Genomic DNA, 26,603 nt, shown 5'->3' on the forward strand with positions numbered 1-26,603 from the left:
CTTCTCACATCAGAGTGCGTCACCGGTTCCACTAAATGCATGAAGTTGTGCAGAATGGGGACGAGGGAGTTGCGACATACGCCTACGCACGGACGGAGCCGACCCGCCCGATGCCGGAGCGCTCCCCCCGCGAACCGGAGATTGCCGTGAACCACAGCCCTACCCAGAAGCGACGTACCAGTCAGGAAACGCGGGAAGCCGTACTCGCTGCCGCGCGCCGGCTGTTCTTCACCAAGGGCTTCGACCAGACCACGTTGATGGACCTGGGCGAAGAAACCGGACTCAGCGCGCGCGGCGTCATCCTGCACTTCGAGACCAAGGCCGACATCATCGCCACCCTGTTGATCCGCGACTACACCGCGCGGCGGGCACCGATGGTGGAACGTCCGCAGGGATCGACGCACGCACAGCGTATTCTCGATTTCTATTTCTGGATGGCGCGCGAGGACGCGGCCAACTTCATCGCCTTCCCTGCCTTGTGGAGCGTGTCGGCGCGCTGGTCGCCGGCCGTGGAGGCCGAAATGAACACGGCGCTCCGTCGCATGCGCGAACCGGTACGGTTGGAACTCAGTCGTGGCATGGGCGCCGGCGAGTTCCGCGGCGTCGACATCCAGCATGCCGACGAGATGATCTGGCAGAGCTACCAGCACGGCCTGCGCGCGGTGTCGGTCAACGGCGGCACCCCTGCCATGGCAGTGCCCCAGGTATTCAAGACGCTGGAAGCGCTGTCGGCCTGATCCGGGCACGACGCGCGTAAAGAAAAACGGCCTCCACGGGAGGCCGTTTCCCTGTCAGCGGGACGATGGCTCAGTCGCGTCCATTGCCCTTGCCGTTCCCCTTGCCAGGGTTGCCCTTGCCGCTGTTGCCAGGTCCCTTGCCGGCATTGCCCGGCCCGTGTCCCGCATGGTCATTCCTGGCCGGACCCGCCTGCGGCTTGCCGCCGGCAGCGCCCTTGCCCTGGCCCGGCCCGTGCTTGGACCAGTCGACACTGATGCGCTGGTCGACGCGGATGGGGTAACCCCAGCGATCGTACGTGCCTGCCGCACCCTTCTTCAGGGCATGGAAGGCAGGGGAGCCGGGCTTGATGCCCATCTGCTTGGCGAGATTGCCCCAGCCCTGGCCGGGATTGCGCTCGTACCGCTGCACCACGTCCACGCAGGGAATCCCCAGGGCGCGCGCGATGGAGCACGCGAAGTACACGTCGCCAGGTGCCCAACCGCGACGGTCGAGCAGATCCAGCACGAGCGAGCGCGGCGCGCCGTAGTAGCCCGTCATCTCCGACACGAACGGATCGCGGTAACGGCGCCCGTAATCGTTGATCTCGCCGAGCCGGGTATCCACCCAGACATCGCCGGTGCGGATGTTGTAGCCCACCGTCTGTGCGTGGGCCGGCAAGCTGCAGGCCATCGCCCAGCCCAGCGATGCCGCGAGTACCGTTGCTCTCAGTGCCTTCATGTCCGTTCTCCTCCAGTGCGGTGGCGAGAGTCTTCGCACGATCGGCTGAATACGCAATGACGCTGCGGGCCTTCTGTGAGAAGGAACGGCGGCCGCAAGCGTGACGGTGATCACTCGCGCCTTCAAGCCAACGCCTACACTGCGCGGGCGCCGGGGTGGCGCAGCCGACCTGTCCCGTTCCCGTTGAGCGACGAATCCACCGACTCCCCTCGCCGTCACCCGGCCCTCGCCATGAAGCCCAAACGTCGAGATTTCCGCCTGGACATCATCGTCCTGCTGGGCTCCATCACGGCAGTGACCATCGCCTCGTTCGGCGTGTACAGGGCCTGGCAGGGGCACACCAGCATGGCCGCCTTCGACCTCGCCGTCGTCCTGGTCGTGGTGGCGCCTGTCGTCTATGCGTGGCGCACGGGCGACAGCCTGCGTGCCGGCAACGTGCTGGCGGCGTTCAATTCGTGCGCCACGTTCGGTGCGTGCCTGATGCTCGGCCATACGGCGCTCACCTGGACCTACCTGGTGCTGCTGACCAACTTCTTCATCGCGCATCGCTGGGTGGCGGTAGGTTGCAACGTCGCGCTGATCGTCGGCATCCAGCTGATGCCCGGCTTCTTCCACGACGGCGTGCATGCGATCTCCGTGTTCGTCAGTGCCGCGCTTATCACCGCGTTCTCGCTGATCTTCGCCTCCCGCACGCAGGACGACCGCGTGCAACTCGAGCGCCTGGCCGCCATCGACGCACTGACCGGCGTCCCGAACCGGCGCAGCATGGAGCGTGCGCTGGGCGACGCGGTCGACCGCTTCCAGCGCGGCGAATGCTGCTTCGGCCTGGTGGTCCTGGACCTGGACCACTTCAAGGACGTCAACGACCAGTACGGACACGCGGCGGGCGATGCCGCCATCGCCGACCTGGCCTCCATTCTCCGCTTCGAGATGCGTCGCAACGACCAGGTGTTCCGTTTCGGTGGCGAGGAATTCGTGGCGCTGCTGCAGCTCGACAACACCGAGGACCTGGAGCGCGCCACCGAGCGGCTGCGCAAGGCCGTCCGTGGCGCGTTGCGTGGACCCGGGGGCCGCATCACCATCTCGCTGGGCGCCGCCCTGTTGAGGGAACAGGAAAAGACCTGGCACGACTGGTTCTCGCGCGCGGATGCCGCGCTCTACCGTGCCAAGTCGGCCGGGCGCGACAGCTACGTGATCGCGGACGAGCTGTTCTAGGAGGGCGCGGAGAAAGTGGGGAGTGAGGAAACCCCATTCCTCTCACCCCTCACTCCTCGCTCCATCACTCACTTCTCGTTTCCAGCCCACCACCACCGGTACAGCACCGGCAGCACCACCAGCGTCAGCAACGTTGACGACACGATGCCGCCGATTACCACCGTCGCCAGCGGACGCTGCACCTCCGAACCCGCACCGACATTGAACGCCATCGGCAGGAAGCCGAGCGAGGCGACCAGCGCCGTCATCAGCACCGGCCGCAGGCGACCGAGCGCGCCCTCCACCACCGCCTCGTCCAGAGGCATGCGCTGCGCGCGCAGCTTGCGGATGAAGGCGATCATCACCAGCCCGTTGAGCACGGCCACGCCCGACAGCGCGATGAACCCCACCCCGGCCGAGATCGACAGGGGAATCCCGCGCACGGCCAGCGCGATGACGCCACCGGTCAATGCCAGCGGGACGCCGGTGAAGACGATCGCGGCGTCCTTCGCCGAGCCGAACGCCCAGAACAAGAGCGCGAAGATTACCACCAGCGTCGCCGGTACGACGATCGCCAGGCGCTGGCTGGCCGAGATCAGCTGTTCGAACGTGCCGCCGTAGTCGATCCAGTAGCCTGCGGGCAGCTGCACCTCGGCGCCCACGCGCGTGCGCAGGTCATCGACGAAACCGCCGAGATCGCGACCGCGCACGTTGGCCGTCACCACCACGCGGCGCTTGCCGTTCTCGCGGTTGACCTGGTTCGGCCCCAGCGTGGTCTCGATCTTCGCCACCTCGCGCAACGGCACCGTGCCCGGCGTTCCCGAGACCCAGCTTGCCGCGCGCGTCGATTCGTCCTCGTTGCCGGCACCTCCCAGCGGAATCGGCAGGTCGTGCAGGGCGGCCGGATCCTGCCGCATCGTTTCCGGCAGGCGCACCACGATGTCGAAACGACGGTCGCCCTCGAACAGTTGCCCCGCCACCTCGCCACCGACCGCCGTCGCCACAGTGTCCTGCACGTCGCCGGGATTCAGGCCGTAACGGATCAATGCCTGCCGGTCCGGCGTGATGGTGAGCAGCGGCAGGCCGGTGGCCTGTTCCATGCGCACGTCGGCTGCACCTTCGATCGTCTTCGCGACAGCCTCGATACGCTCGCCCACTTCCACCAGCGTATCGAGATCATCGCCATAGAGCTTGATCGCGACGTCCGCACGCACGCCCGAGATCAGCTCGTTCATGCGCATCTGGATGGGCTGGGTGAACTCGTAGTTGTTGCCGGGAATCCCGGCCACCGCCTTTTCGATCTCCGCCACCAGCGTCGCCTTCGGCTTGCGCGGGTCGGGCCACTGGTTGCGCGGCTTCAGCATGACAAAGGTGTCCGCCACCGACGGCGGCATCGGATCGGTCGCCACTTCCGCCGTGCCCAGCTTGCCGAACACGCGGTGCACTTCCGGGAACTGCTTGATCCGCGCTTCCAGCGTGGACTGCATGCGTACCGCCTGGTCCAGGCTGGTGCCGGGGATGCGCATGGCGTGCATGGCGATGTCGCCTTCGTCCAGGCTGGGCACGAATTCGGTGCCCAGGCGCGTGGCCAGCAGGCCGCAGAGCACGACCAGCGCGAACGCACCGCCCGCCACGACGAGGCGCGCACGCAGTGCCCGCGCCAGCACCGGCGCGTAGGCGCGGCGGGCCCAGCCCATCACGCGCGTTTCCTTCTCCTGCACGCGACCGCGCAGGAACAGCGCGATGGCGGCCGGCACGAACGTCAGCGACAGCACCATCGCGCCGCTCAGCGCGAGCACCACGGTGATGGCCATCGGGTGGAACATCTTTCCCTCCACCCCGGTGAGCGCGAAGATCGGCAGGTAGACGGCAGTGATGATGCCCAGGCCGAACAGGCTGGGCCGGATGACCTCGGCCGTCGCCGACGCGGTCGCGTCGAGACGCTCCTCGTCCGTCGGCAGGCGACCGAGCCGCTGCTGCAGTTCGCCAAAACGGCGCAGGCAGTTCTCGATGATGATGACGGCACCATCGACGATCAGACCGAAGTCCAGCGCACCCAGGCTCATCAGGTTGCCCGACACGCCGCCGCGCACCATGCCGGTGAGGGTGAACAGCATCGACAGCGGGATCACCGCGGCGGTGATCAGCGCCGCGCGCACGTTGCCGAGCAGCAGGAACAGCACCACGACGACGAGGATCGCGCCCTCGACCAGGTTCCTGGCCACGGTGCGGATGGTGCGGTCGACCAGCGAGGTGCGGTCGTACATCGGTTCGGCGCGCACGCCGGCCGGCAGGCTGCGATTGGCTTCGGCCAATCGTGCGGCGACCGCTTGCGAGACCTCGCGGCTGTTGGCGCCGATCAGCATGAAGGTCGTGCCCAGCACGACCTCCTTGCCGTCCAGCGTCGCCGCACCGGTACGCAGCTCAGGCCCCTCGCCTACCTGCGCCACATCGCGCACCCGGATCGGCACGCCATCGCGGCGGTCCAGCACGATGTCGCGGATGCCGTCGAGGTCGGCGACCTGCCCCGGCGCACGCACGAGGAACTGCTGGCCGTTGCGCTCGATGTAGCCGGCGCCGACGTTCTGGTTGTTGCGCGCCACCGCCTGCACCACGTCGTGCAGGGTGAAGCCGAGTGCGACCAAGCGCGCGGGATCCGGGGTGATGTGGATCTGCCGCGCGAAGCCGCCGATGGTGTTGACCTCGGTCACGCCAGGCACGTTGCGCAGCTGCGGTCGCACTACCCAGTCCTGGAGCGTGCGCAGGTCGGTGGCGGTGTAGGGCGTGCCATCGGGCTTGCGCGCCTTCTCCTCCGCTTCCACCGTGTACATGAAGATCTCGCCCATGCCGGTGGCGATGGGCCCCATCTCCGGTTCCAGGCCGGCGGGCAGCTGCGACTTCACCTGCTGGATGCGCTCGCCGACCTGCTGGCGGGCGAAGTACACGTCGGTGCCGTCCTTGAACACCACCGTCACCTGCGACAGGCCGTAGCGCGAGATCGAACGCGTGTAGTCGAGGCCGGGCAGTCCGGCGAGCGCGGTTTCCAGCGTGAAGGTCACGCGCCGTTCCGATTCCAGAGGCGAATAGCCTGGCGCCTCCGTGTTGACCTGCACCTGCACGTTGGTGATGTCGGGGGTTACGTCAATCGGCAGCTTGCCGAAGCTCCACACGCCCACCGCGACGAGCGCCAACGTCAACGCCATCATCAGCCAGCGGTGCGCGATGGCGAAGCGCAGGATGCGCTCCAGCAGTCCGCGCCGTTCCCGGGTGTCGTACTCAATGGTCATGCGAGGCCCCCGATTTCTCGATGTCGGCCTTCACCAGATAACTCTGTTCGACGACGACCTGGTCGCCGGCCTTCAGCCCGGTCAGGACTTCGACCTGCTGCGCATCGCGCTTGCCCAGTTCGACCGGACGGATCTCGTAGGTATCGCCGACGCGAACGAACACCACATCCCAGTCGCGGAAGGTCTGCAGTGCAGCGAGCGGCACCACCATCGCAGCAGGCTGCTGCTCTACGGTAATGCGCGCCTTCACCGCCGAACCGGGACGCCACAGGCCATCGCTGTTCTCCAGCGTCGCGCGTGCAACCGTGCTCTGGCTGGCGGTCGCGGTGCCGGGCAGCACGCGCTCCAGCGTTGTCTGCGCGGTGACGCCATCACTCAGGCGCGTCACCGTCACCGGTACCCCGGGCACGATGTGCTGGGCGTCGGACCCGAAGATATGCAGGTCCACCCACAACGATGACAGGTCGGCGACTTCGAACAGCATGGCGCCCTCGCCCGCCACGCTACCGACGCTGGCGTTGCGCGCCAGCACCACGCCGCTGATCGGCGACGTGACCGAGTACGTGGTCAGGCTGAGATTGCTTTCCACCGTCGCCAGTGTCTGCCCGGCCCGAACACGGTCACCGGCATTGACGGCGAGGCGGCGGATCGGACCCGGGAAGCGCGCGGCGACGTTGGCGACGCGACCTTCCACCGGCGTCAGCAGGCCCTGCACCTCGTGTTCGTCGGCGATGGTGCCGGCCTGCACAGGGGCGACGCGGATGCCGGATTCCCCGGCGATCCTCGCGCCGATGGTGGTGCGGCCTTCGTAGCTGTCGTAGGTCCAGCGCAGCGATGTGCCTTCGACCTTGGCCAGTACTTCGACATCGAAGGAATGCGGTTCGCCGACCACGGTCTTCGCCAGCAGGCGGCCATCCGCCTGCGGCACCAATACGTGGTTCTCGCGCACGTTGCCAAGGCGGACCAGGCGGACCTCGACGCTGCCGGCGGTGGCCGGCAACGGTTTGCCGTCGCGATACAGCCACGCCTGGTAGGTCGGCGGCGTGCCGGACTCGGCGATGGCGAGTTCCACGCGGTAGCCGTCCTGTTCCAGCAGGCGGCCACCATGTTCTCCGCGTGCCGCGTCTCCTTCACCGTGGCCAGCGCCTTCGTCGTGGCCGTGGCCGGCTTCGCCATCCGGGTCGTTGGCGTGGCCGTCGTCCTTGCCGCCGCAGGCGGCCAGCAGCAGGGACAGCGCGAGCGCGCTCATCAGGGGACGCAAGATCATGGGGAGATTCCTTGTTCAGAGGTCGGTGCGGCCACGAGGGCCTGGCCGGTGAGGCGCTGCAGTTCGATCAGCGCGAGATGCGCCTCCAGCGCCGCGTCCAGTTGCTGACGGCGCGTCGCGGTGGTCTCGGACTGCAGTTGCGCCCATTCGAGATAGCTGATGGCGCCGGCGCGGTACGCGCGTTCGGCCGCCTGTTCGGCGCGCACCAGGCGTGGCAGTACGTCGTCGCGCGTGCGCTGCACATCGAGCTGCGCCACCCGGTAGCGGCCATGCGCATCGGTGAGGGTGGAATACAGCGCAACATCACGCGACTCGCGTTCGATCTCCAGCGATGCAAGATCGGCTTCGGCCGCGCGGATCCCGGGTTGCGCCCGGCGTGCACCGCCCAGCGCCAGCGACACGCCACCGACCAGTGCCGTGTCGTCGCCATCCTGCAAACGGCGCACGCCCACCTGCCAGTCGAGATCCGGGGTGGCGGCCGTACGCGCCAGGCGCACGCGTGCCTCGCGGATGCGGCGCTCGTCGGCAATCTGTGCCAGTTCGGGCGTGCCCTGCAGGAACGTGGCCAGCTCGGCCATGTCCGCCACCGGCGGCAACGCCAGCGGATCACCGTCGGCGAGGATGAACCGCGGATCACGCTCGCCCCACAACGCGGCCAGGTGCTGCCGCGCGGCCACGGATTGCTGTTCGGCGCGGGCGAGCGCGAGTTCCGCACGTGCCAGCGCCGCCTGCGCGGTCAGCACGACCGATTCGGGCGATGCACCCGCCTGCAGGCGCTGGCGTGCGGCCGCCACGGTACGCGTGCGCTGGGCGATGTCCCGGCGCGCCACGACAGCCGCGGCGCGTGCGCCGGTGACAGCGAGATAACGCCGTGCGACGTCGGCGAGCAGGTCGAGGCGCTGCGCCTCGCGCTGTACGGACAACGCATCGATACGGGCCTGCGCAAGCGTGCGGCGGGCATCCAGCTTGCCGCCGCGTTCCAGCACGCCGGCCAGGGTGAGGGTGACCTCCGCCTGATCGAAGCCACGCGCATTGCCGCTGCCGAGGACGTTTTCCACGTCCAGCCCGGCCCGCCATGCAGGCCGCTGCAGGGCGACCTCGCGTTCGGCCAGCAGGGTTTCGGTACGCGCGCCGAACAGGCGCAGGTCAGGGTGTACGCGGGCAACGCGCGCGATGGCGTCGTCCAGCGTCAGGGTGTCAGGGGGAACAGCAGGCGATGGCGCCTGTGCGTGCACGCACGGCGCGATCGCGAAGGCGGCCAATGCCGCCAGTCGCAACCACATGGGAAGTCTCCGGAACGTCGGTGATGGGGCGCGGGCGACAGGACGTCAGCCCGCTGCGGGCATCACGCGGCGATCGGAGGCCGCAGTAACGAAGCCCTTGGCGCGTGCGCCATGGGGACCGTCGCCATGATGGGAGTGACGTCAGGCAGGATCATCGCCGGCACGCGCATCGGCGCCGGCACGATCGCAGTCAGGTGGCCGCAGCAGTGGCTCGCATGCATCAGCGCATGCAGCAGATCACCCTCGCCCGCTTCTCCATCGGCATGGTCGTGCCCGGTGGCGACGTCGGCGTGCTCGTTGACGGCGTGCAGGTGCTCGTTGCCGTTGCCCAACTCGTGCAGGTCGCCCAGTGAGGCGAGCACGGGGTTGGCCAGTACCGCCAGCAACAGCATTGCCAGCGCAGGCAGGCGCAGCAAGGCAACACGGCGATGGCGGAGGAAGCGGAGCATCGGCGGGCATCCTAGCCGGCGCATGTGACGTTAGGCAATTTCACGCCGGGATTCCGGCCCGGTCTGGAACGGGTCTTGCAGCGACCACCCCGACCCCGTCGGAAATGCGCCATGTCTGAGCAGGACGAAAGCGGCGAACGCACTGAGTTACCCACCGAAAAACGACTTCGCGAGGCCCGTGAACAAGGGAACATCCCGCGATCGCGCGAGCTGGCGACGGCGGCGGTGTTCGGCGCGGGCGTGCTGGCCATCATCGGCATGGGCCCCGGCCTGGCGCGCGACGCGCTGGGCTGGATGAAGATGGCCCTGACGCCCGACCCCATGTTGATGCGCCAGCCGGACCAGCTGTTCGGCTACGTCGGTCTGTTGATGCTGAAGCTGCTGGTCGCGATCGCGCCGGTGGCGGCCATCTGCGTCGCGGCAGGTGTCGCGGCGCCGGCCCTGATGAGCGGCCTGCAGTTCTCGCAGAAGTCGCTGATGCCCGATTTCAAGCGACTGAACCCGGCGTCCGGCCTCAAGCGCCTCTATGGCCCGGAGAGCGTGGCCGAGCTGCTGAAATCCCTGCTGCGCGTGGCCCTGATCGGCGGCGCGGCGGCGGTCTGCCTGAAGCTGGGACTGAATCCGCTGCGCGAGCTGCTGACCATGCCACTGGAACAGGCCGTCCGCAGCGGCCTGTCCTTCACCAGCACCCTGCTGCTGGCGACCACCGGTGGCCTGATCCTGCTCGCCGCCATCGATGCGCCGTACCAGAAGTGGAACTGGCTGCGGAAGCTGAAGATGACCCGCGAAGAACTGCGCAAGGAGATGAAGGAAAGCGAAGGCAGCCCGGAAGTGAAAGGCCGCATCCGCCAGATGCAGCACCAGATGTCGCAGCGCCGGATGATGGAGGACGTGCCGACCGCCGACGTGATCGTGGTCAACCCCACCCACTACGCCGTCGCGCTGAAGTACCAGGCCGGGCAGATGGGCGCACCCACCGTGGTCGCCAAGGGCGTGGACGAGCTGGCCATGCGCATCCGCGAAGTGGCCGACGCCCACCGCATCGCCATCGTCTCGGCGCCGCCTTTGGCACGCGCCTTGTATCGCGAAGGGCAGCTTGGCCGGGAAATCCCCGTGAGAATGTACGCCGCCGTCGCCCAGATCCTCTCCTACGTCTATCAGCTGCGCGCCTGGCGCGTCGGCGAAGCCGCGCTGCCCGACCTGCCCAGCGTCGATATCGACGAACACGGAGGCCGGGCATGAGCGCCCAGCCGGCCACCGGCGGCATGCGCTGGATGGACATGCTGAAGAACGGCCTGGGAGCGCCGCTGGTCGTGCTGGCGCTGCTGGCCATGATCGTGGTGCCGCTGGCGCCGCCGGTGCTGGATGCGCTCTTCAGCTTCAACATCGCCATCTCGCTGGTGGTGTTGCTGGCCGTGATCTACGTCAAGCGGCCGCTCGACTTCACCATCTTCCCGATCATCCTGCTGATGACCACGATGCTGCGCCTGGCGCTGAACGTGGCCTCCACCCGCGTGATCCTCATCAACGGCCAGGACGGCCATGAGGCCGCCGGCAAGGTCATCGCGGCGTTCGGCGAGTTCGTGGTGGGCGGCAACTATGCGGTCGGCATCGTGGTGTTCGCGATCCTGACCATCATCAACTTCGTCGTCATCACCAAGGGCGCCGGCCGCATCGCCGAGGTCTCCGCGCGCTTCATCCTCGATGCGATGCCCGGCAAGCAGATGGCCATCGACGCCGACCTCAACGCCGGCATCCTGACCCGCGAGGAAGCCAAGGCCCGCCGCGAGGAAGTCCGCGCGGAAGCCGACTTCTACGGCTCGATGGACGGCGCCAACAAATTCATCCGCGGCGACGCCATCGCCGGCATCCTGATCCTGTTCATCAACCTCATCGGCGGTTTCGCCGTGGGCATGTTCCAGCACGGCATGCCGGCCGCCGAGGCGGCGTCCACCTACACCCTGCTGTCGATAGGCGACGGGCTGGTCGCCCAGCTGCCTGCCCTGCTGGTGTCCTCGGCGGTGGCCATGCTGGTGACCCGCGCCTCGCGCTCGGAGGACATGGGCCAGGCCGTGATGGGCCAGGCGTTCGGCCAGCACAAGGCGCTGGCCGTGGCGGCCGGCGTGCTGGGCCTGGTCGGCCTGGTGCCCGGCATGCCCAACGTCGCCTTTTTGACGCTGGCCGCCGGCATCGGCTACCTGGCCTGGAAGATGTGGAAGCGGACCCAGGAAAGCCCCGAAGCCGCCGCCGGCGACGTGCCTGCCCTGACCGGCCCCGGCGCGCCCGACCGCAACGCCGAACTGACCTGGGACGAACTGCGCCCGGTCGACCCGCTGGGCCTGGAAGTGGGCTACCGGCTCATCCCGCTGGTCGACAAGAACCAGGGCGGCGAACTGATGTCGCGCATCAAGGCCGTGCGTCGCAAGCTCACGCAGGACCTGGGCTTCCTGGTGCCGCCGGTTCACATCCGCGACAACCTGGAACTTCCCTCCAACGGGTACCGCCTGCTGGTGCACGGCGTGCCGGTCGCCTCGGCCGAGATCCATCCCGACCGCGAACTGGCCCTGGATCCGGGCGGCGCGTTCGGCACCATCGACGGCATCCCCGGCAAGGACCCGGCGTTCGGGCTGGACGCGGTGTGGATCCAGTCGCACCAGAAGGCGACCGCCGAATCGCTGGGCTACACCGTGGTCGATCCGGCCACCGTCATGGCCACGCACCTCTCGCACCTGGTGCGCGAACACGCCCCGGAGCTGCTCGGCCACGAGGAAGTGCAGCAGTTGCTCGCGCAGCTGGGCCGCAACGCGCCGAAGCTGGTCGAGGACCTCACGCCGAAGGCGCTGCCGCTGGCCACCGTGGTGCGCGTGCTGCAGAACCTGTTGATCGAGCGCGTGCCCATCCGCCAGCTGCGCCGCATCGTCGAGGCGCTGGTCGAATTCGCCCCGCAGAACGCCGACCCGGCCGCGCTCACCGCCGCCGTGCGCACCTCGCTGGGCCGTTTCATCGTGCAGGAGATCTCCGGCATGGCGCCGGAACTGCCCGTCTATACCTTGGCGCCGAATCTGGAACGCGTCTTGCAGGACAGCACCCAGGGAACCGGCGCGGCGCTGGAACCGGGACTGGCGGAACGCCTGCACCAGAGCCTCGCCGACGTGGTGACCAAGCAGGAAGCCCGCAGCGAGCCTGCGGTGGTGCTGGTACCGGGAACGGTCCGCGCCGCCCTTGCCCGCCTGGTCCGCCACAGCGTCCCCTCGCTGTCGGTGCTGGCCTACAGCGAGGTTCCCGAAGACAAGCGGTTGAAGCTGGTGGGCACGATCAGCTGAGACCGGGAGCAGCAGAACCCGACGCGATACCGAACCGGATAGCACGCCATGAAAATCAAACGCTTCGTCGCTCCCGACATGCGCACCGCCTTCGCCATGGTCCGCCAGGAACACGGCCCGGACGCGGTGATCCTGTCCAACCGCGTCACCGAAGACGGCGTCGAGATCGTCGCCGCCAGCAATTACGACGAAGCGCTGGTCAAGCACACCCTGGAGGCGATGCGCCCGGCCACGCCGGCCGCACCCCTGCATCCGCTGCTCGACCCTGCACCGCAGGCACCGGCCGCGAACGCGCCGACGCTGTCGCCGGCCGAAGCCGCCGCCAGCTATTTCGCCCGCCGCCAGCCCGCGACGCCCGCCGCACCGCGCGCCGAACCGGCGAAGCCCGCGCACGTCGCGACCGTCGCGGCGGCGCCCGCCCCGATCGTTCCGCCGCGCGCGCCTGAGGCCGCCACGCCGGCACCGGCCGCCGAGATGCCGGCACCGGTCGTGCGCGACATCGCGCCGTTGCTGATCGAACCCGAATCCTTCGCCGCCAAGCTCGCCGCCTGCCTGCCCGCCGCACCGGCCAACGAACCCGTCGCCGCCCCCGAACCCGCCAGGACCGCGCGCCGCCCGGCCGCGCCGCGCGCCGACATCGACGACACGCTGGACCTCGATGCGCTGCTGCCGTCGATCGCGCCGCCGGTGTCGTTGCCCGAACCCGAGCCGGCGCCCGTCGCCGTGCTGCACGCCAGCCGCATCACCGCCACCGGGCCCACGCCGCCCCCCGCCGCCATCACCGTGCCGACCCTGACGGTCGTCAGCGACAACGCCGCCGAGGCGCGCGAAAGCGATGAGCAACTGGTGCACATGCGCGGCGAACTGGCGGCCATGCGCGAGATGATCGAACGCGAAATGCACCGCCTCACCGACGAACGCCTGCGCGGTTCGCCGGTGCGCATGCAGGCGATGGAGCTGATGGAAGACTACGGCTTCGATGCCGGCATCACCCGCGACATCGCCCTGCAGATCCCCGCCGACACCGAAGCCCACCGTGGGCGCGGCCTGATGCTGGGCCTGCTGTCGAAGAAGTTGCCGGTGCTCGACGCCGACCTGCTGGAGACCGGCGGCGTGATCGCCCTGGTCGGCCCCACCGGTGCCGGCAAGACCACCACCATCGCCAAGCTGGCCGCCTGCTTCGCACAGCGCCACAACCCGCGCGACGTGGCGCTGGTGACCACCGACACCGTGCGCGTCGGCGGCCGCGAGCAGCTGCACGGCTACGGCCGCCAGCTCGGCATCGCCGTGCACGAGGCCGACAGCGCGCAGACCCTGGCGCTGGTGCTGGAACGCCTGCGCGACTACAAGCTTGTACTGATCGACACCGCCGGCCTGGGCCAGCGCGACCGCAACCTGGTCGGCCAGCTCAACTGGCTGCGCGCCTCGGGCCAGGTCAGGACCCTGCTCTGCCTGCCTGCGAATTCGCACTTCTCCGACCTGGACGAAGTCGTGCGCCGCTTCAACACCGTACAGCCGCAAGGCGTGGTGCTTACCAAGCTGGACGAGACCGGCCGCCTGGGCAGCGCGCTGAGCGTGGTCGTCGACCACCAGCTGCCGATGACCTGGGTGACCGACGGCCAGCGCGTCCCCGACGATCTCCACCGCGCCAACAGCGCCCACCTCGTGCTGCGGCTTGACCAGCTGCGCCGCGAAGCCGACGAACCCTGCTCGACCGAGGCCACCCATGTCGCCTGACCACCCGCTGCAGACCAATCCCCGCAGCACCCCGCCGTTGCCCGGCGCCTTCCATCCCGTGCGCGTCGTCGCCATCACCGGCGGCAAGGGCGGCGTGGGCAAGACCAACGTGTCGGTCAACCTGGCCGTGTCGCTCGCCGAAATGGGCAAGCGCACGCTGCTGATGGACGCCGACCTGGGCCTGGCCAACGTGGACGTGCTGCTCGGCCTGTCGCCGAAGTTCACCCTCGCCGATCTCGTCGCCGGCCGTTGCGGCCTGGAGGACGTGCTGCTGGAAGGGCCCGAAGGCGTGCTGGTGGTGCCCGCCTCGTCCGGTTTCCGCCACATGGCCGAACTGACGCCGGCCGAACACGTCGGCCTGGTCAACGTGTTCTCCGAACTGCAGCGCGCCCTCGACTTCATGGTGGTGGACACCGCCGCCGGCATCACCGACAGCGTGCTGACCTTCTGCCAGGCCGCGCAGGACACCGTGGTGGTGGTCTGCGACGAGCCGGCCTCGATCACCGACGCCTACGCGCTGATCAAGGTACTGGCGCGCGAACGCGGCCTGGACCGCGTGCACGTCATCGCCAACATGGTCCGCGACCCCAATGAAGGCCGGAAGCTGTACGAGAAGCTGGCCCGCGTCTGCGAACGTTTCCTCGGCGACGTCGCCCTGCACTACCTGGGCGCCGTGCCGCAGGACGACTGGTTGCGCCGTGCGGTGCAGCGCCAGCAGGCCGTCGTGAAGGCATACCCGGGCAGCCCCTCGGCGCGTGCCATCGCCGAGATAGCACGCACGACGGCGCGCTGGCAGCCGCCGGTCGGCGCCCGCGGCAACGTGGAGTTCTTCGTCGAACGCCTGATCCAGCGCGGGGTGGCCGCATGAACACCGCCGCCGCCCAGTACCGCGCCGTGCAGCGCGGCAACGCCAACGACTTCGTCACCCAGCACGCCGACCTGGTCCGCCGCATCGCGCACCACCTTGCGGCGCGACTGCCGGCCAGCGTGGAGATCGACGACCTGGTGCAGGCCGGCATGATCGGCCTGCTGGAAGCCTCGCGCAGCTACGACGCCGAACAGGGCGCGTCCTTCGAAACCTATGCCTCGATCCGCATCCGCGGTTCGATGATCGACGAGATCCGTCGCGGCGACTGGGTCCCGCGCTCGGTGCACCGTCGTGCCCGCCAGGCCGCGGCGACCGTGCGCGAGATCGAGCAGCGCACCGGCCGCGCCGCCATCGCCACCGAAGTCGCGTCCGCGATGGAGATGCCGTTGCCGGAGTACCTGCGCCTGATGGAAGACGCCGCGCGCGGCCAGGTCCTCAGCCTGGAATCGCACATCGACGACCACGGCGAACCCAACACCTCCCGCACCGGCGGTCCGTCGCCGCAGCAGAACCTGGAGCGCAGCGAGTTCCGCCAGCAACTGGTCAAGGCGATCGGCCACCTGCCCGAGCGCGAGCAGCTGGTGCTGTCGATGTATTACGAGCAGGAGCTCAACCTGAAGGAAATCGGCGCCGTACTCGGCGTGAGCGAATCCCGCGTCTGCCAGATCCACGGCCAGGCGATGGTGCGCTTGCGCGGCCGCCTGCAGGTGTTCGAGAAGGCGGACGCGGGGCTGGAAGACGACGAGTGACCTTGGCAATCGCGCGACCCCGCAGGAGCGGTGTCGCCTCCGCTAAACCTTTCCCGCCCCCGGCCGATATCCCCACCAGACCCACCGTCCACGCAATACCGGAGCATCCGTGACCAACAAGAACATGCGCATCCTGATCGTGGACGACTTCTCCACCATGCGCCGCATCATCAAGAACCTGCTCAACGACCTCGGCTACACCAATACCGCCGAGGCCGAGGACGGCAACAGCGCGCTGACCGCGCTGGGCCAGGGCAGTTTCGACTTCGTGGTCACCGACTGGAACATGCCCGGCATGACCGGCATCGAGCTGCTGAAAGCCATCCGCGCCGACGATCGCTACAAGACCCTGCCGGTGCTGATGGTGACGGCCGAAGCCAAGCGCGAGCAGATCATCGAAGCGGCGCAGAACGGTGTGAACGGCTACATCATCAAGCCGTTCACCGCGCAGACGCTGGAAGAGAAGCTCGGCAAGATTTTCGAACGTCTCGGAGCGGCCGCCTGATGAGCGCCGTCGCCGATGCCACCAGCGCCCGCGCGGCACTCGTGGAGAAACTGCAGACCGCACTCGACGCCCTCGAACAGGGCGACGAAGCCGGCTGGCGGCGCGAACTGGATGCCATCGCCGCCTGGCGCACGCAGCCCATGATGCAGGGCCTGGGGCGGCTTGCCCGCGAACTGGCGCAGACGCTGGGCGAACTGCCGCCGACCGACGCCGGCGATCTCGACGATGCCTGCGCGCGACTGGACCACGTGGTCGAAATGACCGAACAGGCCAGCCACAAGACCCTGGACCTGGCCGAGCAGTGCCGGGGCTACGCCACCCAGCTGAAAACCACCCCGCTGTCCGCCGAGCAGGCCGCGCTGGTGGACAGCATCGGCAAGGGGCTGTCGGAGATGGCGCTGGCACAGAGCTACCAGGACCTGACGGGCCAGATCATCCGCCGGGTGGCCGGCATCGTGCGACGCGTGCACGAAGGTTTCGGCGCCCTCGGCCTTCCGCCGCCGGAAAAAAACCGCGACAAGCCTTCAGAACTCGCCGGCCCGGCCGTTGCTGGTCTGGACCGCAATGCATTTTCGCAGGACGACGCCGACGACCTGCTGTCCGGTCTGGGGTTGTAGCCCCGGGGGACGCGCACTGCGGAACCGGAGACCTGCCATGCCCGTCGCGTCCGCCCCCCGCTACCGCCATCCCGTCGTCCTCGTGCTCGTGGGCCTGCTGCTGGTCTGCGACGTGCTGGTCGGTCGCATGCTCCGCCGGCGCCACGCGCATGCGATGCGCCTGCTCGACTCCTCCCGCTGATCGCCCGACCCGGTAACCGTCCCGCCCATGTCCGCCGTCACCCCCGAAATCGCCGCCGACTTCCTGATCGAAGCGCAGGAAATCCTCGACCGGCTCGGCGAACAGCTGGTCACGCTGGAGCAGGATCCCTCGGACAGCGAACAGCTCAACGCGGTCTTCCGCGGCTTCCACACGCTGAAGGGCGGCGCCGGCTTCCTCGGCATCCAGCCGATGGTCAACCTGTGCCATGCGGCCGAAGAGACGCTCGGCCTGGTACGCGCAGGACAGGCCACGCTGGAACCCCAGCATTTCGACGCCGCCCAGCAGTCGCTGGACTGGTTGCAGCAGATGCTGGACGCCATCGGCGCCAGCGAAGATCCGCCCCATGCACCGCAGGCGCTGATCGACCAGTTCGATGCCCACGGCGGCACGCCCGCGCCGGCACGGAAGGCAAGCGCGGTGCCCGCCGCCGCCGCGCCTGCAGGCGACCTGATCGGCGACGACGAGTTCGAAGCCCTGCTGGACCAGTTGCATGGCGGCGGTGCGCCCACGAGCGTGGTGCCGCCCTCGCCGGCGCCTGCAGCGCCCGCGCCCACCCCGGCGAGATCCGCGGCACCCAAGCCGGCCGCCAAGGCCGGGGGCGAAGCGGAACAGACCATCCGCGTGGACACCAAGCGGCTGGACGCCATCGTCAACCTGGTCGGCGAGCTGGTGCTGTCGCGCAACCGCCTGAAGACGCTCCGCGCACGCATCCGCGACGAGGAACTGGACCGCGCCGTGAGCAGCCTGGACATCGCCACGGCCCGCCTGCAGACCGCCGTCATGCGCACGCGCATGCAGCCGGTCGGCAAGGTGTTCTCGCGCTTCCCCAAGGTGGCGCGCGACGTCGCCCGCCAGCTGCAGAAGGAAGTCGACCTGGAACTGGTCGGCGCCGATACCGAACTTGACCGCAACCTGGTGGAGGCCCTGGCCGATCCGCTCGTGCACCTGGTGCGCAACGCCATCGACCATGGCATCGAGGTGCCGTCGCTGCGCGAGGCCTGCAGCAAGCCGCGTGCCGGCCATGTGCGCTTGTCGGCGCAGCAGGAAGGCGACTTCGTCACCATCGAGATCCGCGACGACGGTGCCGGCATCGATCCGGAACGCTTGCGCGCGAAGGCGCTGGAGAAGGGCCTGATCGATCCCGAGGCCGCCGCCCGCCTCAGCCACGACGAGTGCCTGCAGTTGATCTTCCTGCCCGGCTTCTCCACCAAGGCCGAGGTCACCGACATCTCCGGCCGCGGCGTCGGCATGGACGTCGTGCAGTCGCGCATCCGCGAACTCAGCGGCCAGATCACCATCCATTCCGATGTCGGGCGCGGCAGCCGCTTCGTCATCCGCGTGCCCCTGACCCTGGCGATCCTGCCCACCTTGCTCGTGCAGGCCGGCGAGCCGGTCTACGCCCTGCCCCTGGCGCGCGTGATGGAGGTGCTGCATGCGCCGTCCGAAAGCCTGCGCTGGTTCGACGGACAGGCCGTGCTCGACCGCCAGAGCCACACCTTGCCGCTGGTCGATCTGCGCCAGTGGCTGCGCGTGGACCCGGTGATGGCTCCGTTGCTCACCATCGTGGTGCTGCAGATGGGCGAACAACGCTTCGGCCTGATCGTCGACCAGGTCCGGGGTCGCGAGGAAGTCGTCATCAAGCCCCTGCCGCGCGCCGTGCGCGGCCTGCCCGGCTATGCCGGCGCCACCCTGATCGGCGACGGCCGCATGGCGCTGATCCTCGACGTCGATGGTCTGCGCGCGACGGCGTGAGGCGTTGGCGATCTGTGGAACCCGGGCTGTTGTGGGAGCGACGTAAGTCGCGAGCTCTTTCCTTCAGACATCAAGACCCTGCTCCATCTCGTCTCGCGGCCATCGCGACTTACGTCGCTCCCACACCGGATATCCAGGTGTGACCAAGGTCGCGGCTTATGTCGCTTCCCACCCGCGTTACCTCAAGTCCCCCTGAACCGGGCCGATAGCTCTCACCATGGACATCTTCAGCCTCATCGGACTCCTGCTGGCGCTGGTCGCCCTGGTGGGCGGCAGCATCCTCAAGGGCGCGGGCCTGTCGTCGCTGTGGTCGTCGGCGGCGTTCGTCATCGTCATCCTCGGGACGATCGCCGCGATCCTGGTGCATACGCCTCCCCCGGTGTTCAAGCGCGCGCTGTCGATCGCGCGCTGGGTGATCCGGCCGCCGGGCAACGATGGCGATGCGCTGGTCGCGCAGATCGTCGAGTGGAGCAACATCGCGCGCAAGCAGGGGCTGCTGGGCCTGGAGCCGGTGGTCGGCCAGCAGGACGATCCCTTCCTGAAGAAGGGCCTGCAGATGCTGGTAGACGGTGTCGAGCCCGAGGCCATCCGCCACATGATGGAGATCGACCTCAACGGCCAGGAGCACCAGGACCTCGCCGCCGCCAAGGTATTCGAAGCAATGGGCATCTACGCGCCCACACTGGGCATCATCGGCGCCGTGTTCGGCCTGATCGCGGTGATGAAGAACCTGGCCGACCCCAGCAAGCTCGGCCACGGCATCGCCGCCGCGTTCACCGCGACCATCTACGGCATCGCCTCGGCCAACCTGTTCTTCCTGCCCATCGCCAGCAAGCTGAAAAGCGTCATCGGCGGGCGCAGCCGCGAACAGGAAATGATCATCGAAGGCCTGATCGCCATCGCGCAGGGCGAAAACCCGCGCAACATCGAGGCCAAGCTGGCCGGCTTCCTGCACTGAGCGCGCGGGACGATACCGATGGCACGCGGCAAGAAGCATGAAGAGCACGCCAACCACGAGGCCTGGGCGATCCCGTATGCCGACCTGATGACGCTGCTGCTGGCCTTCTTCGTCGTGATGTACGCCATCTCGACCGTCAATGAAGGCAAGTACCGGGTGGTGGCCGACTCGCTGACCGCCGCCTTCGGCGGCGCGCCGCGCACGATCAATCCCGTGCAGGTGGGCAACCACCAGCTGCAGGGCGCGGACTTCGACCGCCCGTCCCCCATCAAGTCCGGCGCCAAGAAGGGTCCCTCGGCCCCCTCGCCTTCGCCGAACGTCACCCTGCTGGCGGCGATGGCCTCGCAGATGAACATGTCGCTCGACGCGAATGCGCTGCAGGCGGCGCAGGGCGAACTGAAACGCATCGCCGACGACCTGGAACGCGCACTGGCCCCGCTGATCGACGAGAAGCTGGTCACCATCAAGCGGTCGGCGCTGTGGCTGGAGGTACAGATCAACAGCGACATCCTGTTCGCGACCGGTTCGGCGGCCCTGGACCCGCAGGCCCAGGAAACGGTCGGCAAGCTGGCCGAGGTGCTGGGCAACGTGCCCAATTCGGTACGCGTGGAGGGCTACACCGACGACCGCCCGATCCGCACCTCGCAGTTCCCCTCCAACTGGGAACTGTCGTCGGCACGCGCGGCCAGCGTCGTCCACTTGTTCGTCCGCGACGGAATTCCGCCGGAACGGCTGGCGATGATCGGCTATGGCGAATTCCGCCCTATCGGCGACAACGCCACGCTGGAGGGCCGCAACAGCAACCGCCGCGTGTTGCTGATCATCCTGGCCAGTCCCAGCGGACCGGCACCGAACTTGCAGGCACAGGACCAGGCCGTCGCGCCGCCGTCGGTGATCTCGCTGCCGCCGGTGCCGACCCACGCCGCGACGTCCATGCCCGGAGCGCCGCCGGCGCCCCAGGTCCATGAAGGAGTCCAGTGATGCGCGTGTGGGCAATCGCCAACCAGAAAGGCGGCGTCGGCAAGACCACCACCACCCTCGCCCTCGGGCGCGGCCTGGCCATGCGCGGCCATCGCGTGCTGCTGGTCGACCTGGACCCGCATGCGTCGCTGACGCGCGCCTTCGGCGTCGCAACCGACCCTCAGCCGAACGGGGTGCTGGACCTGTTCGACGAACAACCGCCGACGCTCGCGAGCGTGGCGCGCCCGACCGAAATCGAGAATCTCGCCTTCGTCGCCGCGCAGACGCCGCTGGCCACGCTGGAGCGCCGCAGCGCCACCCAGCCCGGCCTGGGCCTTGCGCTGTCCAATGCGCTGGCGCGCGGCGGGCACGCATGGGACCACGTGCTGTTCGACTGTCCCCCGACGCTCGGCCTGCTGATGGTCAACGCGCTGGCCGCGGCCGACCACGTCATCATCCCGACGCAGACCGAACCGCTGGCGCTGCACGGCCTGAAGGGCATGTGCCGGACCGCGGAGATGATCCAGCGCTCGCGCCATCGCCCGCTGCCGGTGTCGATCCTGCCCACGCTGCACGACAAGCGCACGCGCACCGGGGCCGAGACGCTCAAGGCGATGCAGGACGAATACGGCGAACGCGTCTGGAACGACGCCATCCCCAACGACACCCGCATCTGCAGTGTCGATGCGCTGACGCGTTCCAGCCCGGTCGCACAATATCCCGGCCGCGGGCTGTCGGCGTACCGCCGCGCGCTCGACTGGCTGCTGCTCACCGAAGCGCGCGATACGGAGCAGGCGGCATGACGACCCCCGCCGTCCTCGACGACTACCTCCTGGACCTGCTGGGCGACGCCGCCACGCCGGTACCCGCACAGGCGGCCCTCGCGGACGCCAGCGACCCCGCAGCGCCCGCCGCCGACCCGATCCATGCCACAGCACCTGCCGCGGTCCCGGCCTCGGCGGGCGCGCTCGCCGTGGCGCCGACGCGTCCGGGCAGCGAGGCGGACCTGATCAGCGATGACGAATTCGAAGCACTGCTCGACCAGTTGCATGGCGACAGCGTGCCGACGGCCGTCGTCCCCGCCCCCACCGCAGCGGAGTCCGCCATGCCCGCGCTCGCCGTCGCACCGACGCGTCCCGGCCACGCCGCCGACATGATCGATGACGACGAGTTCGAGGCCCTGCTCGACACCCTGCACGGTGACGGTGCACCGACGTCGCGCATCGTCGCGCCGTCACCGCCGGCAGCCCTGCCGCCGGCGACGACCCCCGCCCCGCCGCGCGCAGTCGCGCCGTTGCCGGCGAAGCCCTTCCTGCTGTCCCAGCCCGACACCGGAGAGCGGCGTCGCGCCACCGAACGCAAGACCCGCTGGCTGCGGCTGCGCTGCGACCAGCAGCATTACGCCCTCGAGCTGCTGAAGGTGCAGGAGGTGGTGCGTCCGGCCACCCTGTTGCCGCTACGGGGCGCCGCGCCGCACATGCTCGGCGTGATGAACCTGCGTGGCCAGGTGGTGCCCGTGATCGACCTGGGGCTCTACCTGGGCCGGCGCAGCATCGAGGTCGATGCGGTCACCCGCATCGTGGTGCTCGAGGAGCACGGCGAAACGCTGGGGCTGCGCGTGACCGCGGTGGAGGATGTCGCGAACCTCGCCGACCAGCAGATCGAATCGCCCGACAACGCGCGCGTGGGCCGCATGGCGAACCCGCTGTTCCGCGGCGTGGCACGCCTCAACGCTTGCGCGGTCATCCTGCTGGATGCCTCGCGGATCCTCCAGTGAAGGGCGGAGTCCGTGCAGAGGCGTGAGCAAGCGGCAGGCCCGCTTTCGCTCACTCCTCACGCCTCTCAGCGCACGCCTCGCCGTTAAGCCTGGCTTTCCAGAAATCCATCACACATTCACTCGCGCCCCTCAAGACCCGCCATGCCGCGCCGATACATCACCAGAGCCGCCTTTCCGGAGACACGATGAGCGCTGTGCCCCTGGGTGACGACCTCGGTATCGAGGCCGCCACCGACCTCAAGCAGCACCTGGCCCCGCATGTCGCGCAGCCGGGAACGTTGGCGCTCGACGCCGGCGCCGTGCAGCGCGTGCATACCGCCAGCCTGCAGGTGCTCTGCAGCTTCGTGCGGCAGCGCGAGCAGGCCGGGCTGGCCACCGACTTCAGTGCGGTCAGCCAGAATTTCCGCGATGCCGCGCGCCTGCTCGGCCTCTCCCCGCAGTTCGGCCTGGCCGACGACAACGAACACAACACGCAACAAGTGGAGAACGCCGCATGAGCGCACGCATTCTGGTAGTGGACGATTCGGCCTCGATGCGACAGATGGTCGCCTTCGCCCTGAGCTCGGCGGGCTTCTCGGTCGATGAGGCTGAAGACGGCCAGGTGGCGCTGGGACGCGCGCAGGGACAGAAGTTCAATGCCGTCGTCACCGACGTCAACATGCCCAACATGGATGGCATCTCGCTGATCCGCGCGCTGCGCGGCCTGCCGGACTACAAGTTCACGCCGATGCTGATGCTGACCACCGAATCGGCCGCCGACAAGAAGGCCGAAGGCAAGGCCGCCGGCGCCACCGGCTGGCTGGTCAAACCGTTCAACCCGGAACAGCTGGTCGCCACCGTCCAGAAAGTCCTGGGCTGATCCCTCCCTTCCTCCGCTTCCCTTCCGACCGCACCAGGGCACCGTCGCCATGAACATGGACATGCAGCGTTTCCACGCCACGTTCTTCGAGGAAAGCCGCGAAGGGCTGGAAGCCATGGAAGCGGGCCTGCTGTCGCTGGAACAGGGCAGCCGCGACGGCGACCTGATCAACTCCATCTTCCGCGCCGCGCATTCCATCAAGGGCGGCTCGGCGACCTTCGGCTTCGACGCCATCGCCGGCATGACCCACGTGCTGGAAACGCTGCTGGACGAACTGCGCGCCGGACAGCGCGCCGTCAGCCCGCCTGCGGTCGACGCGATGCTCGCCTCCGTCGACGTGCTGCGCGCGCTGCTGGCCGAGGCCGAACACGGCACGCCGGCCGATCCCGCCGCCGTGCAGGCCATGAAGGATCGCCTCAACGCGGTGCTGTCCGGCCAGGACGCGCCCGTCCCGGCCGCGGCGCCGGCCGCCGCCGCGGCGAAGGACGCCGAACCGGATGGCTGGAAGATCGGCTTCACGCCGGCGCCGTCGCTGTTCATGAGCGGCAACGATCCGCTGCGCATCCTGCGCGAACTGGAACACCTGGGCCCGCTGGAAATCGCGTGCCGCATGGAGCGCCTGCCCGGCTTCGAGCAGATCGATCCGCTCGAAGCCTATCTCGCCTGGGACCTTGGCCTGATCGGCAAGGTGCCGCGCAGCGCGGTGGACGACGTATTCGCGTGGGTCGTCGACGACTGCGAACTCGACATCCAGCCCCTGCAGCGCACCGCCGTGCCGGTCGAGGCCGCTGCCGTGGCCGCGCAGCCGGTCGCCGCCGTCGTCGCCAGCGGCGCGCAGCCGCCGGCCACCGCCACGCCGGCCGCCAACGACGCGGCCGAAACCTCCATCCGCGTCAGCGTCGACAAGATCGACGGCCTGATCAACCTGGTGGGCGAACTCGTCATCACCCAGGCCATGCTGAAGCAGGTCTCCGGCCTGCTCGACCAGGCCCAGTGCGAACGCCTGTTCGCCGGCCTCGACCTGCTGGAGCGCAACACCCGCGACCTGCAGGAGGCCGTCATCGGCGTGCGCATGCTGCCGGTGGACGCCGTGTTCCGCCGCTTCCCGCGCCTGGTCCGCGACCTGTCCGCGCGCCTCGGCAAGCAGGTGCGCCTGCGCACCATCGGCGAAGGCACCGAACTGGACAAGGGCCTGATCGAACGCATCGCCGATCCGCTCGTGCACCTGGTCCGCAACTCGATCGACCATGGCCTTGAAATGCCCGACGTGCGCACGCAGGCCGGCAAGGACGAGACCGGCACCATCACGCTGGCGGCCTCACACCAGGGCGGCCACATCGTCATCGAAGTCAGCGACGATGGCCGCGGCCTCAATCGCGACCGCATCCTGGCCAAGGCCGCGGAGCGCGGCCTGGCGGTGCCGGAAAACCCGACCGATTCGCAGGTCTGGGACCTCATCTTCCAGCCCGGCTTCTCCACTGCCGAGGCCGTCACCGATCTGTCGGGACGCGGCGTCGGGATGGACGTGGTCCGCCGCAACATCCAGGCGCTCGGCGGCGAGGTGCAGCTGGAAAGCGCGGCCGGCCAAGGCACCCGCGTGGTGATCCGCCTGCCGCTGACGCTGGCCATCCTCGACGGCATGGCGGTGTCGGTGGGCGACGAAACCCTGATCCTGCCGCTGACCTACGTGCTGGAAGCGCTGCAGCCGCAGAGCGAGGACATCCGCACCGTCGGCGGCGACGGCCGCGTGCTGCGCGTCCGCGGCGAATACCTGCCGATCGTCGCGCTGAACGCGTACTACCGCTACGGCGACAACCGCAACGCCGACCCGCTGGTCGTCGTGGTGGAGGCCGACGGCCAGAAGCTCGCACTGGAAGTCGACGAGCTGATCGGCCAGCAGCAGGTCGTGGTGAAGAACCTCGAAAACAACTATCGCCGCATCGAAGGCATTTCCGGCGCCACCATCCTCGGCGATGGCCGCGTGGCCCTCATCGTCGACGTCGGTGGCCTGGTCCGAGCGCGCCGGATGCAGCAGGCCGCCTGATTCTCCTCTTCCCGCGTTGCGCGGGTGTCCGCACCGTCCCACCCGGACGGTGCTCGCCGACGCACGCCCTTACTCTGACGGTATACGCATGAAGTACCTGCTTTCCACCCTCGCCCTTTCGCTGCTGGCCGTCCATGCCGGCGCCCGCGCCGACGACGGCAAGACCACGGCCACCGCCTGGCCGCCGAAGATCACGTTCGCCAACGGCACCGAACTCAGCCTCGGCGGCAACCTGCAGTACGACCTCAACCGCTTCTCCGGTGACGGTTACAACGGCGCCGCACTCGAGGACGACGATGCCTGGCGTCGCCAGGAACTCGGCCTGACCCTGCGCAGGAAGGGCGTGTACGACCTGGGCGTCACCTACGATTTCCACGCCAAGAGCTGGAACGACGTCGCCCTGCGCGTGGAAACCAAGGCGCTGTTCGGCCACGACGTGGGCAAGCTGCGCATCGGCCAGATGAAGGTGCCGCTCGGTTTCGAAGGCAACACCGCCACCCGTTCGGTGAGTTTCCTGGAAGCCGCCCTGCCGACCCAGGCGTTCTACGAGAACCGTCGCAGCGGCATCGACTGGGCGTTCGAGCGCGAGCGTTACCTCGTCAACGCCGGTTACTTCTTCGAATCCGACCTGCTGGGCAACAACAAGGGCGACACCACGGCCGTCCGCATGGCCTGGACACCGCGCAAGGCGGCCGGCGACGTGCTCCACCTGGGCATCGCGGGGTCGCAGGAGCGTCCCGACAACGAGGTCAACGGCCTCGGCATCACCGTGCATCCCAGCGTCCGCTGGCGTGCGCGTCCGGAAGCCGCGCTCACGTCCGTGCGCCTGGTGGACTCGGGCACGCTGACGCGCGTGGACCGCATCGACCGCGCCGGCCTGGAGGCACTGTGGATCCATGGCCCATGGTCATTGCAGGGCGAGTATTTGCGGCAGAAGACCACCCGTGACCTCGGCCTGCCCTCGTACTCGGCAGACGGCGGCTACGTGTTCGCCAGTTGGATGGTGACCGGCGAGTCGCGCGGCTACAGCGGCGGCAACGTCGCCAACCCCAAACCGAAAGCCGCCCATGGCGCGGTGGAACTGCTGGCGCGCTACAGCCGCATCGACCTGGACAGCGACGGCATCGCCGGTGGCCGCCAGCACGACTGGACGCTGGGCGCCAACTGGTACCTGACGCCGTACTTCAAGTTCCAGGCCAACTACGTGAAGAGCGATGCGACGCGTGGCGCGTTCGCCGCCGACCCGTCCGTGTTCGAGCTGCGCGCACAGATGCATTTCTGACCGTGCATTCCACAGCGCCCGCGCCGCCCGTCACG

The 26,603-nt window shown here is 68.8% G+C and carries 24 protein-coding genes; 19 read left to right on the forward strand and 5 right to left on the reverse strand.

Translation table 11 applies throughout. The features are described from left to right. The first annotated feature begins 146 nt into the window (after positions 1-146). Positions 147-737 (forward strand): TetR/AcrR family transcriptional regulator, encoded by a 591-nt coding sequence (locus ACSQ19_RS18000; RefSeq protein ID WP_296281125.1) that lies wholly within the window; start codon positions 147-149, stop codon positions 735-737. Positions 738-807: 70 nt separating this feature from the next. On the opposite strand, the gene ACSQ19_RS18005 is transcribed toward ACSQ19_RS18000, so the two are convergent. Next, a complete protein-coding gene (locus ACSQ19_RS18005; protein WP_435998914.1) occupies positions 808-1,455 on the reverse strand; it encodes a hypothetical protein in 648 nt (215 codons plus the stop codon). 231 nt (positions 1,456-1,686) lie between these two features. Between ACSQ19_RS18005 and ACSQ19_RS18010 the strand changes: the two genes are divergently transcribed. Then, positions 1,687-2,670 carry a diguanylate cyclase gene (locus ACSQ19_RS18010; protein ID WP_435998916.1) on the forward strand — a complete coding sequence of 328 codons (984 nt, stop codon included), beginning with the start codon at positions 1,687-1,689 and terminating at the stop codon, positions 2,668-2,670. Between the two features lie 68 nt (positions 2,671-2,738). Here ACSQ19_RS18010 and ACSQ19_RS18015 read toward each other — a convergent pair whose 3' ends face one another. From ACSQ19_RS18015 to ACSQ19_RS18030, 4 genes are all read right to left on the reverse strand, one after another. After that, the gene (locus tag ACSQ19_RS18015) at positions 2,739-5,900 is read right to left on the reverse strand and encodes an efflux RND transporter permease subunit (RefSeq protein ID WP_436001023.1); all 3,162 of its coding nucleotides are present in this window, start codon (positions 5,898-5,900) and stop codon (positions 2,739-2,741) included. Between the two features lie 25 nt (positions 5,901-5,925). Beyond that, a complete protein-coding gene (locus ACSQ19_RS18020; protein WP_435998918.1) occupies positions 5,926-7,203 on the reverse strand; it encodes an efflux RND transporter periplasmic adaptor subunit in 1,278 nt (425 codons plus the stop codon). Then, a complete protein-coding gene (locus ACSQ19_RS18025) occupies positions 7,200-8,486 on the reverse strand; it encodes a TolC family protein (RefSeq protein WP_435998920.1) in 1,287 nt (428 codons plus the stop codon). The genes ACSQ19_RS18020 and ACSQ19_RS18025 overlap by 4 nt, the downstream gene beginning before the upstream one ends. 62 nt (positions 8,487-8,548) lie before the next feature. Then, entirely contained in the window at positions 8,549-8,935 is a 387-nt protein-coding gene (locus ACSQ19_RS18030; RefSeq protein WP_435998922.1) for a hypothetical protein, read from the reverse strand. Positions 8,936-9,046: 111 nt separating this feature from the next. Between ACSQ19_RS18030 and flhB the strand changes: the two genes are divergently transcribed. The 17 genes from flhB to ACSQ19_RS18115 all read left to right on the forward strand — a co-directional run bounded on the left by flhB (position 9,047) and on the right by ACSQ19_RS18115 (position 26,568). Next, positions 9,047-10,177, forward strand: coding sequence for a flagellar biosynthesis protein FlhB (flhB, locus tag ACSQ19_RS18035; RefSeq protein ID WP_435998924.1), 1,131 nt, complete (start codon positions 9,047-9,049; stop codon positions 10,175-10,177). Beyond that, positions 10,174-12,258 carry a flagellar biosynthesis protein FlhA gene (gene flhA, locus ACSQ19_RS18040; RefSeq protein ID WP_435998926.1) on the forward strand — a complete coding sequence of 695 codons (2,085 nt, stop codon included), beginning with the start codon at positions 10,174-10,176 and terminating at the stop codon, positions 12,256-12,258. Before flhB ends, flhA begins: the two co-directional genes overlap by 4 nt. 48 nt (positions 12,259-12,306) lie before the next feature. Then, entirely contained in the window at positions 12,307-13,995 is a 1,689-nt protein-coding gene (gene flhF, locus ACSQ19_RS18045) for a flagellar biosynthesis protein FlhF (protein ID WP_435998929.1), read from the forward strand. Continuing rightward, a complete protein-coding gene (locus tag ACSQ19_RS18050) occupies positions 13,985-14,863 on the forward strand; it encodes a MinD/ParA family protein (protein ID WP_435998931.1) in 879 nt (292 codons plus the stop codon). The genes flhF and ACSQ19_RS18050 overlap by 11 nt, the downstream gene beginning before the upstream one ends. After that, the gene (locus tag ACSQ19_RS18055) at positions 14,860-15,612 is read left to right on the forward strand and encodes an RNA polymerase sigma factor FliA (protein WP_296281142.1); all 753 of its coding nucleotides are present in this window, start codon (positions 14,860-14,862) and stop codon (positions 15,610-15,612) included. Before ACSQ19_RS18050 ends, ACSQ19_RS18055 begins: the two co-directional genes overlap by 4 nt. Before the next feature lie 124 nt (positions 15,613-15,736). Further along, positions 15,737-16,117, forward strand: a complete 381-nt coding sequence (locus tag ACSQ19_RS18060) for a chemotaxis response regulator CheY (RefSeq protein ID WP_296281172.1) — start codon at positions 15,737-15,739, stop codon at positions 16,115-16,117. Next, positions 16,117-16,734, forward strand: a complete 618-nt coding sequence (locus ACSQ19_RS18065; protein WP_299343720.1) for a protein phosphatase CheZ — start codon at positions 16,117-16,119, stop codon at positions 16,732-16,734. The genes ACSQ19_RS18060 and ACSQ19_RS18065 overlap by 1 nt, the downstream gene beginning before the upstream one ends. A 37-nt stretch (positions 16,735-16,771) precedes the next feature. After that, complete coding sequence (locus ACSQ19_RS18070) at positions 16,772-16,915, forward strand: hypothetical protein (RefSeq protein WP_296281146.1); 144 nt, start codon at positions 16,772-16,774, stop codon at positions 16,913-16,915. Between the two features lie 27 nt (positions 16,916-16,942). Further along, positions 16,943-18,688 carry a chemotaxis protein CheA gene (locus ACSQ19_RS18075; RefSeq protein WP_299343716.1) on the forward strand — a complete coding sequence of 582 codons (1,746 nt, stop codon included), beginning with the start codon at positions 16,943-16,945 and terminating at the stop codon, positions 18,686-18,688. Between the two features lie 217 nt (positions 18,689-18,905). Further along, the gene (locus tag ACSQ19_RS18080; RefSeq protein ID WP_299343714.1) at positions 18,906-19,646 is read left to right on the forward strand and encodes a flagellar motor protein; all 741 of its coding nucleotides are present in this window, start codon (positions 18,906-18,908) and stop codon (positions 19,644-19,646) included. 18 nt (positions 19,647-19,664) lie between these two features. After that, the gene (gene motD / locus ACSQ19_RS18085; RefSeq protein WP_343125255.1) at positions 19,665-20,627 is read left to right on the forward strand and encodes a flagellar motor protein MotD; all 963 of its coding nucleotides are present in this window, start codon (positions 19,665-19,667) and stop codon (positions 20,625-20,627) included. Further along, positions 20,627-21,409: a ParA family protein gene (locus ACSQ19_RS18090; RefSeq protein WP_296281151.1), complete on the forward strand. Its 783-nt coding sequence runs from the start codon at positions 20,627-20,629 to the stop codon at positions 21,407-21,409. The genes motD and ACSQ19_RS18090 overlap by 1 nt, the downstream gene beginning before the upstream one ends. After that, positions 21,406-22,383 (forward strand): chemotaxis protein CheW, encoded by a 978-nt coding sequence (locus ACSQ19_RS18095; protein ID WP_299343710.1) that lies wholly within the window; start codon positions 21,406-21,408, stop codon positions 22,381-22,383. Before ACSQ19_RS18090 ends, ACSQ19_RS18095 begins: the two co-directional genes overlap by 4 nt. 185 nt (positions 22,384-22,568) lie before the next feature. Beyond that, on the forward strand, positions 22,569-22,880 hold the full coding sequence (locus ACSQ19_RS18100; protein WP_296281155.1) for an STAS domain-containing protein: 312 nt from the start codon (positions 22,569-22,571) through the stop codon (positions 22,878-22,880). Further along, positions 22,877-23,242, forward strand: coding sequence for a response regulator (locus tag ACSQ19_RS18105; protein ID WP_055944462.1), 366 nt, complete (start codon positions 22,877-22,879; stop codon positions 23,240-23,242). Before ACSQ19_RS18100 ends, ACSQ19_RS18105 begins: the two co-directional genes overlap by 4 nt. A 49-nt stretch (positions 23,243-23,291) precedes the next feature. Further along, positions 23,292-25,286, forward strand: coding sequence for a chemotaxis protein CheA (locus tag ACSQ19_RS18110; protein ID WP_296281157.1), 1,995 nt, complete (start codon positions 23,292-23,294; stop codon positions 25,284-25,286). A gap of 88 nt (positions 25,287-25,374) precedes the next feature. Then, positions 25,375-26,568 carry an OprO/OprP family phosphate-selective porin gene (locus ACSQ19_RS18115; protein WP_435998937.1) on the forward strand — a complete coding sequence of 398 codons (1,194 nt, stop codon included), beginning with the start codon at positions 25,375-25,377 and terminating at the stop codon, positions 26,566-26,568. The last annotated feature ends 35 nt before the right edge of the window (positions 26,569-26,603 follow it).

It is taken from the genome of Pseudoxanthomonas sp. LjRoot127, from assembly GCF_964253495.1.
Taxonomy (GTDB): Bacteria; Pseudomonadota; Gammaproteobacteria; order Xanthomonadales; family Xanthomonadaceae; genus Pseudoxanthomonas_A.

Excerpts from the sequence above, each read along its gene's own strand:
- ACSQ19_RS18005 (WP_435998914.1), bottom strand. The coding sequence starts at position 1,455 with ATGAAGGCACTGAGAGCAACGGTACTCGCGGCATCGCTGGGCTGGGCG.
- ACSQ19_RS18010 (WP_435998916.1), top strand. The coding sequence starts at position 1,687 with ATGAAGCCCAAACGTCGAGATTTCCGCCTGGACATCATCGTCCTGCTG.
- ACSQ19_RS18020 (WP_435998918.1), bottom strand. The coding sequence starts at position 7,203 with ATGATCTTGCGTCCCCTGATGAGCGCGCTCGCGCTGTCCCTGCTGCTG.
- ACSQ19_RS18025 (WP_435998920.1), bottom strand. The coding sequence starts at position 8,486 with ATGTGGTTGCGACTGGCGGCATTGGCCGCCTTCGCGATCGCGCCGTGC.
- ACSQ19_RS18030 (WP_435998922.1), bottom strand. The coding sequence starts at position 8,935 with ATGCTCCGCTTCCTCCGCCATCGCCGTGTTGCCTTGCTGCGCCTGCCT.
- flhB (WP_435998924.1), top strand. The coding sequence starts at position 9,047 with ATGTCTGAGCAGGACGAAAGCGGCGAACGCACTGAGTTACCCACCGAA.
- flhA (WP_435998926.1), top strand. The coding sequence starts at position 10,174 with ATGAGCGCCCAGCCGGCCACCGGCGGCATGCGCTGGATGGACATGCTG.
- flhF (WP_435998929.1), top strand. The coding sequence starts at position 12,307 with ATGAAAATCAAACGCTTCGTCGCTCCCGACATGCGCACCGCCTTCGCC.
- ACSQ19_RS18050 (WP_435998931.1), top strand. The coding sequence starts at position 13,985 with ATGTCGCCTGACCACCCGCTGCAGACCAATCCCCGCAGCACCCCGCCG.
- ACSQ19_RS18055 (WP_296281142.1), top strand. The coding sequence starts at position 14,860 with ATGAACACCGCCGCCGCCCAGTACCGCGCCGTGCAGCGCGGCAACGCC.
- ACSQ19_RS18060 (WP_296281172.1), top strand. The coding sequence starts at position 15,737 with ATGCGCATCCTGATCGTGGACGACTTCTCCACCATGCGCCGCATCATC.
- ACSQ19_RS18065 (WP_299343720.1), top strand. The coding sequence starts at position 16,117 with ATGAGCGCCGTCGCCGATGCCACCAGCGCCCGCGCGGCACTCGTGGAG.
- ACSQ19_RS18070 (WP_296281146.1), top strand. The coding sequence starts at position 16,772 with ATGCCCGTCGCGTCCGCCCCCCGCTACCGCCATCCCGTCGTCCTCGTG.
- ACSQ19_RS18075 (WP_299343716.1), top strand. The coding sequence starts at position 16,943 with ATGTCCGCCGTCACCCCCGAAATCGCCGCCGACTTCCTGATCGAAGCG.
- ACSQ19_RS18080 (WP_299343714.1), top strand. The coding sequence starts at position 18,906 with ATGGACATCTTCAGCCTCATCGGACTCCTGCTGGCGCTGGTCGCCCTG.
- motD (WP_343125255.1), top strand. The coding sequence starts at position 19,665 with ATGGCACGCGGCAAGAAGCATGAAGAGCACGCCAACCACGAGGCCTGG.
- ACSQ19_RS18090 (WP_296281151.1), top strand. The coding sequence starts at position 20,627 with ATGCGCGTGTGGGCAATCGCCAACCAGAAAGGCGGCGTCGGCAAGACC.
- ACSQ19_RS18095 (WP_299343710.1), top strand. The coding sequence starts at position 21,406 with ATGACGACCCCCGCCGTCCTCGACGACTACCTCCTGGACCTGCTGGGC.
- ACSQ19_RS18100 (WP_296281155.1), top strand. The coding sequence starts at position 22,569 with ATGAGCGCTGTGCCCCTGGGTGACGACCTCGGTATCGAGGCCGCCACC.
- ACSQ19_RS18105 (WP_055944462.1), top strand. The coding sequence starts at position 22,877 with ATGAGCGCACGCATTCTGGTAGTGGACGATTCGGCCTCGATGCGACAG.
- ACSQ19_RS18110 (WP_296281157.1), top strand. The coding sequence starts at position 23,292 with ATGAACATGGACATGCAGCGTTTCCACGCCACGTTCTTCGAGGAAAGC.
- ACSQ19_RS18115 (WP_435998937.1), top strand. The coding sequence starts at position 25,375 with ATGAAGTACCTGCTTTCCACCCTCGCCCTTTCGCTGCTGGCCGTCCAT.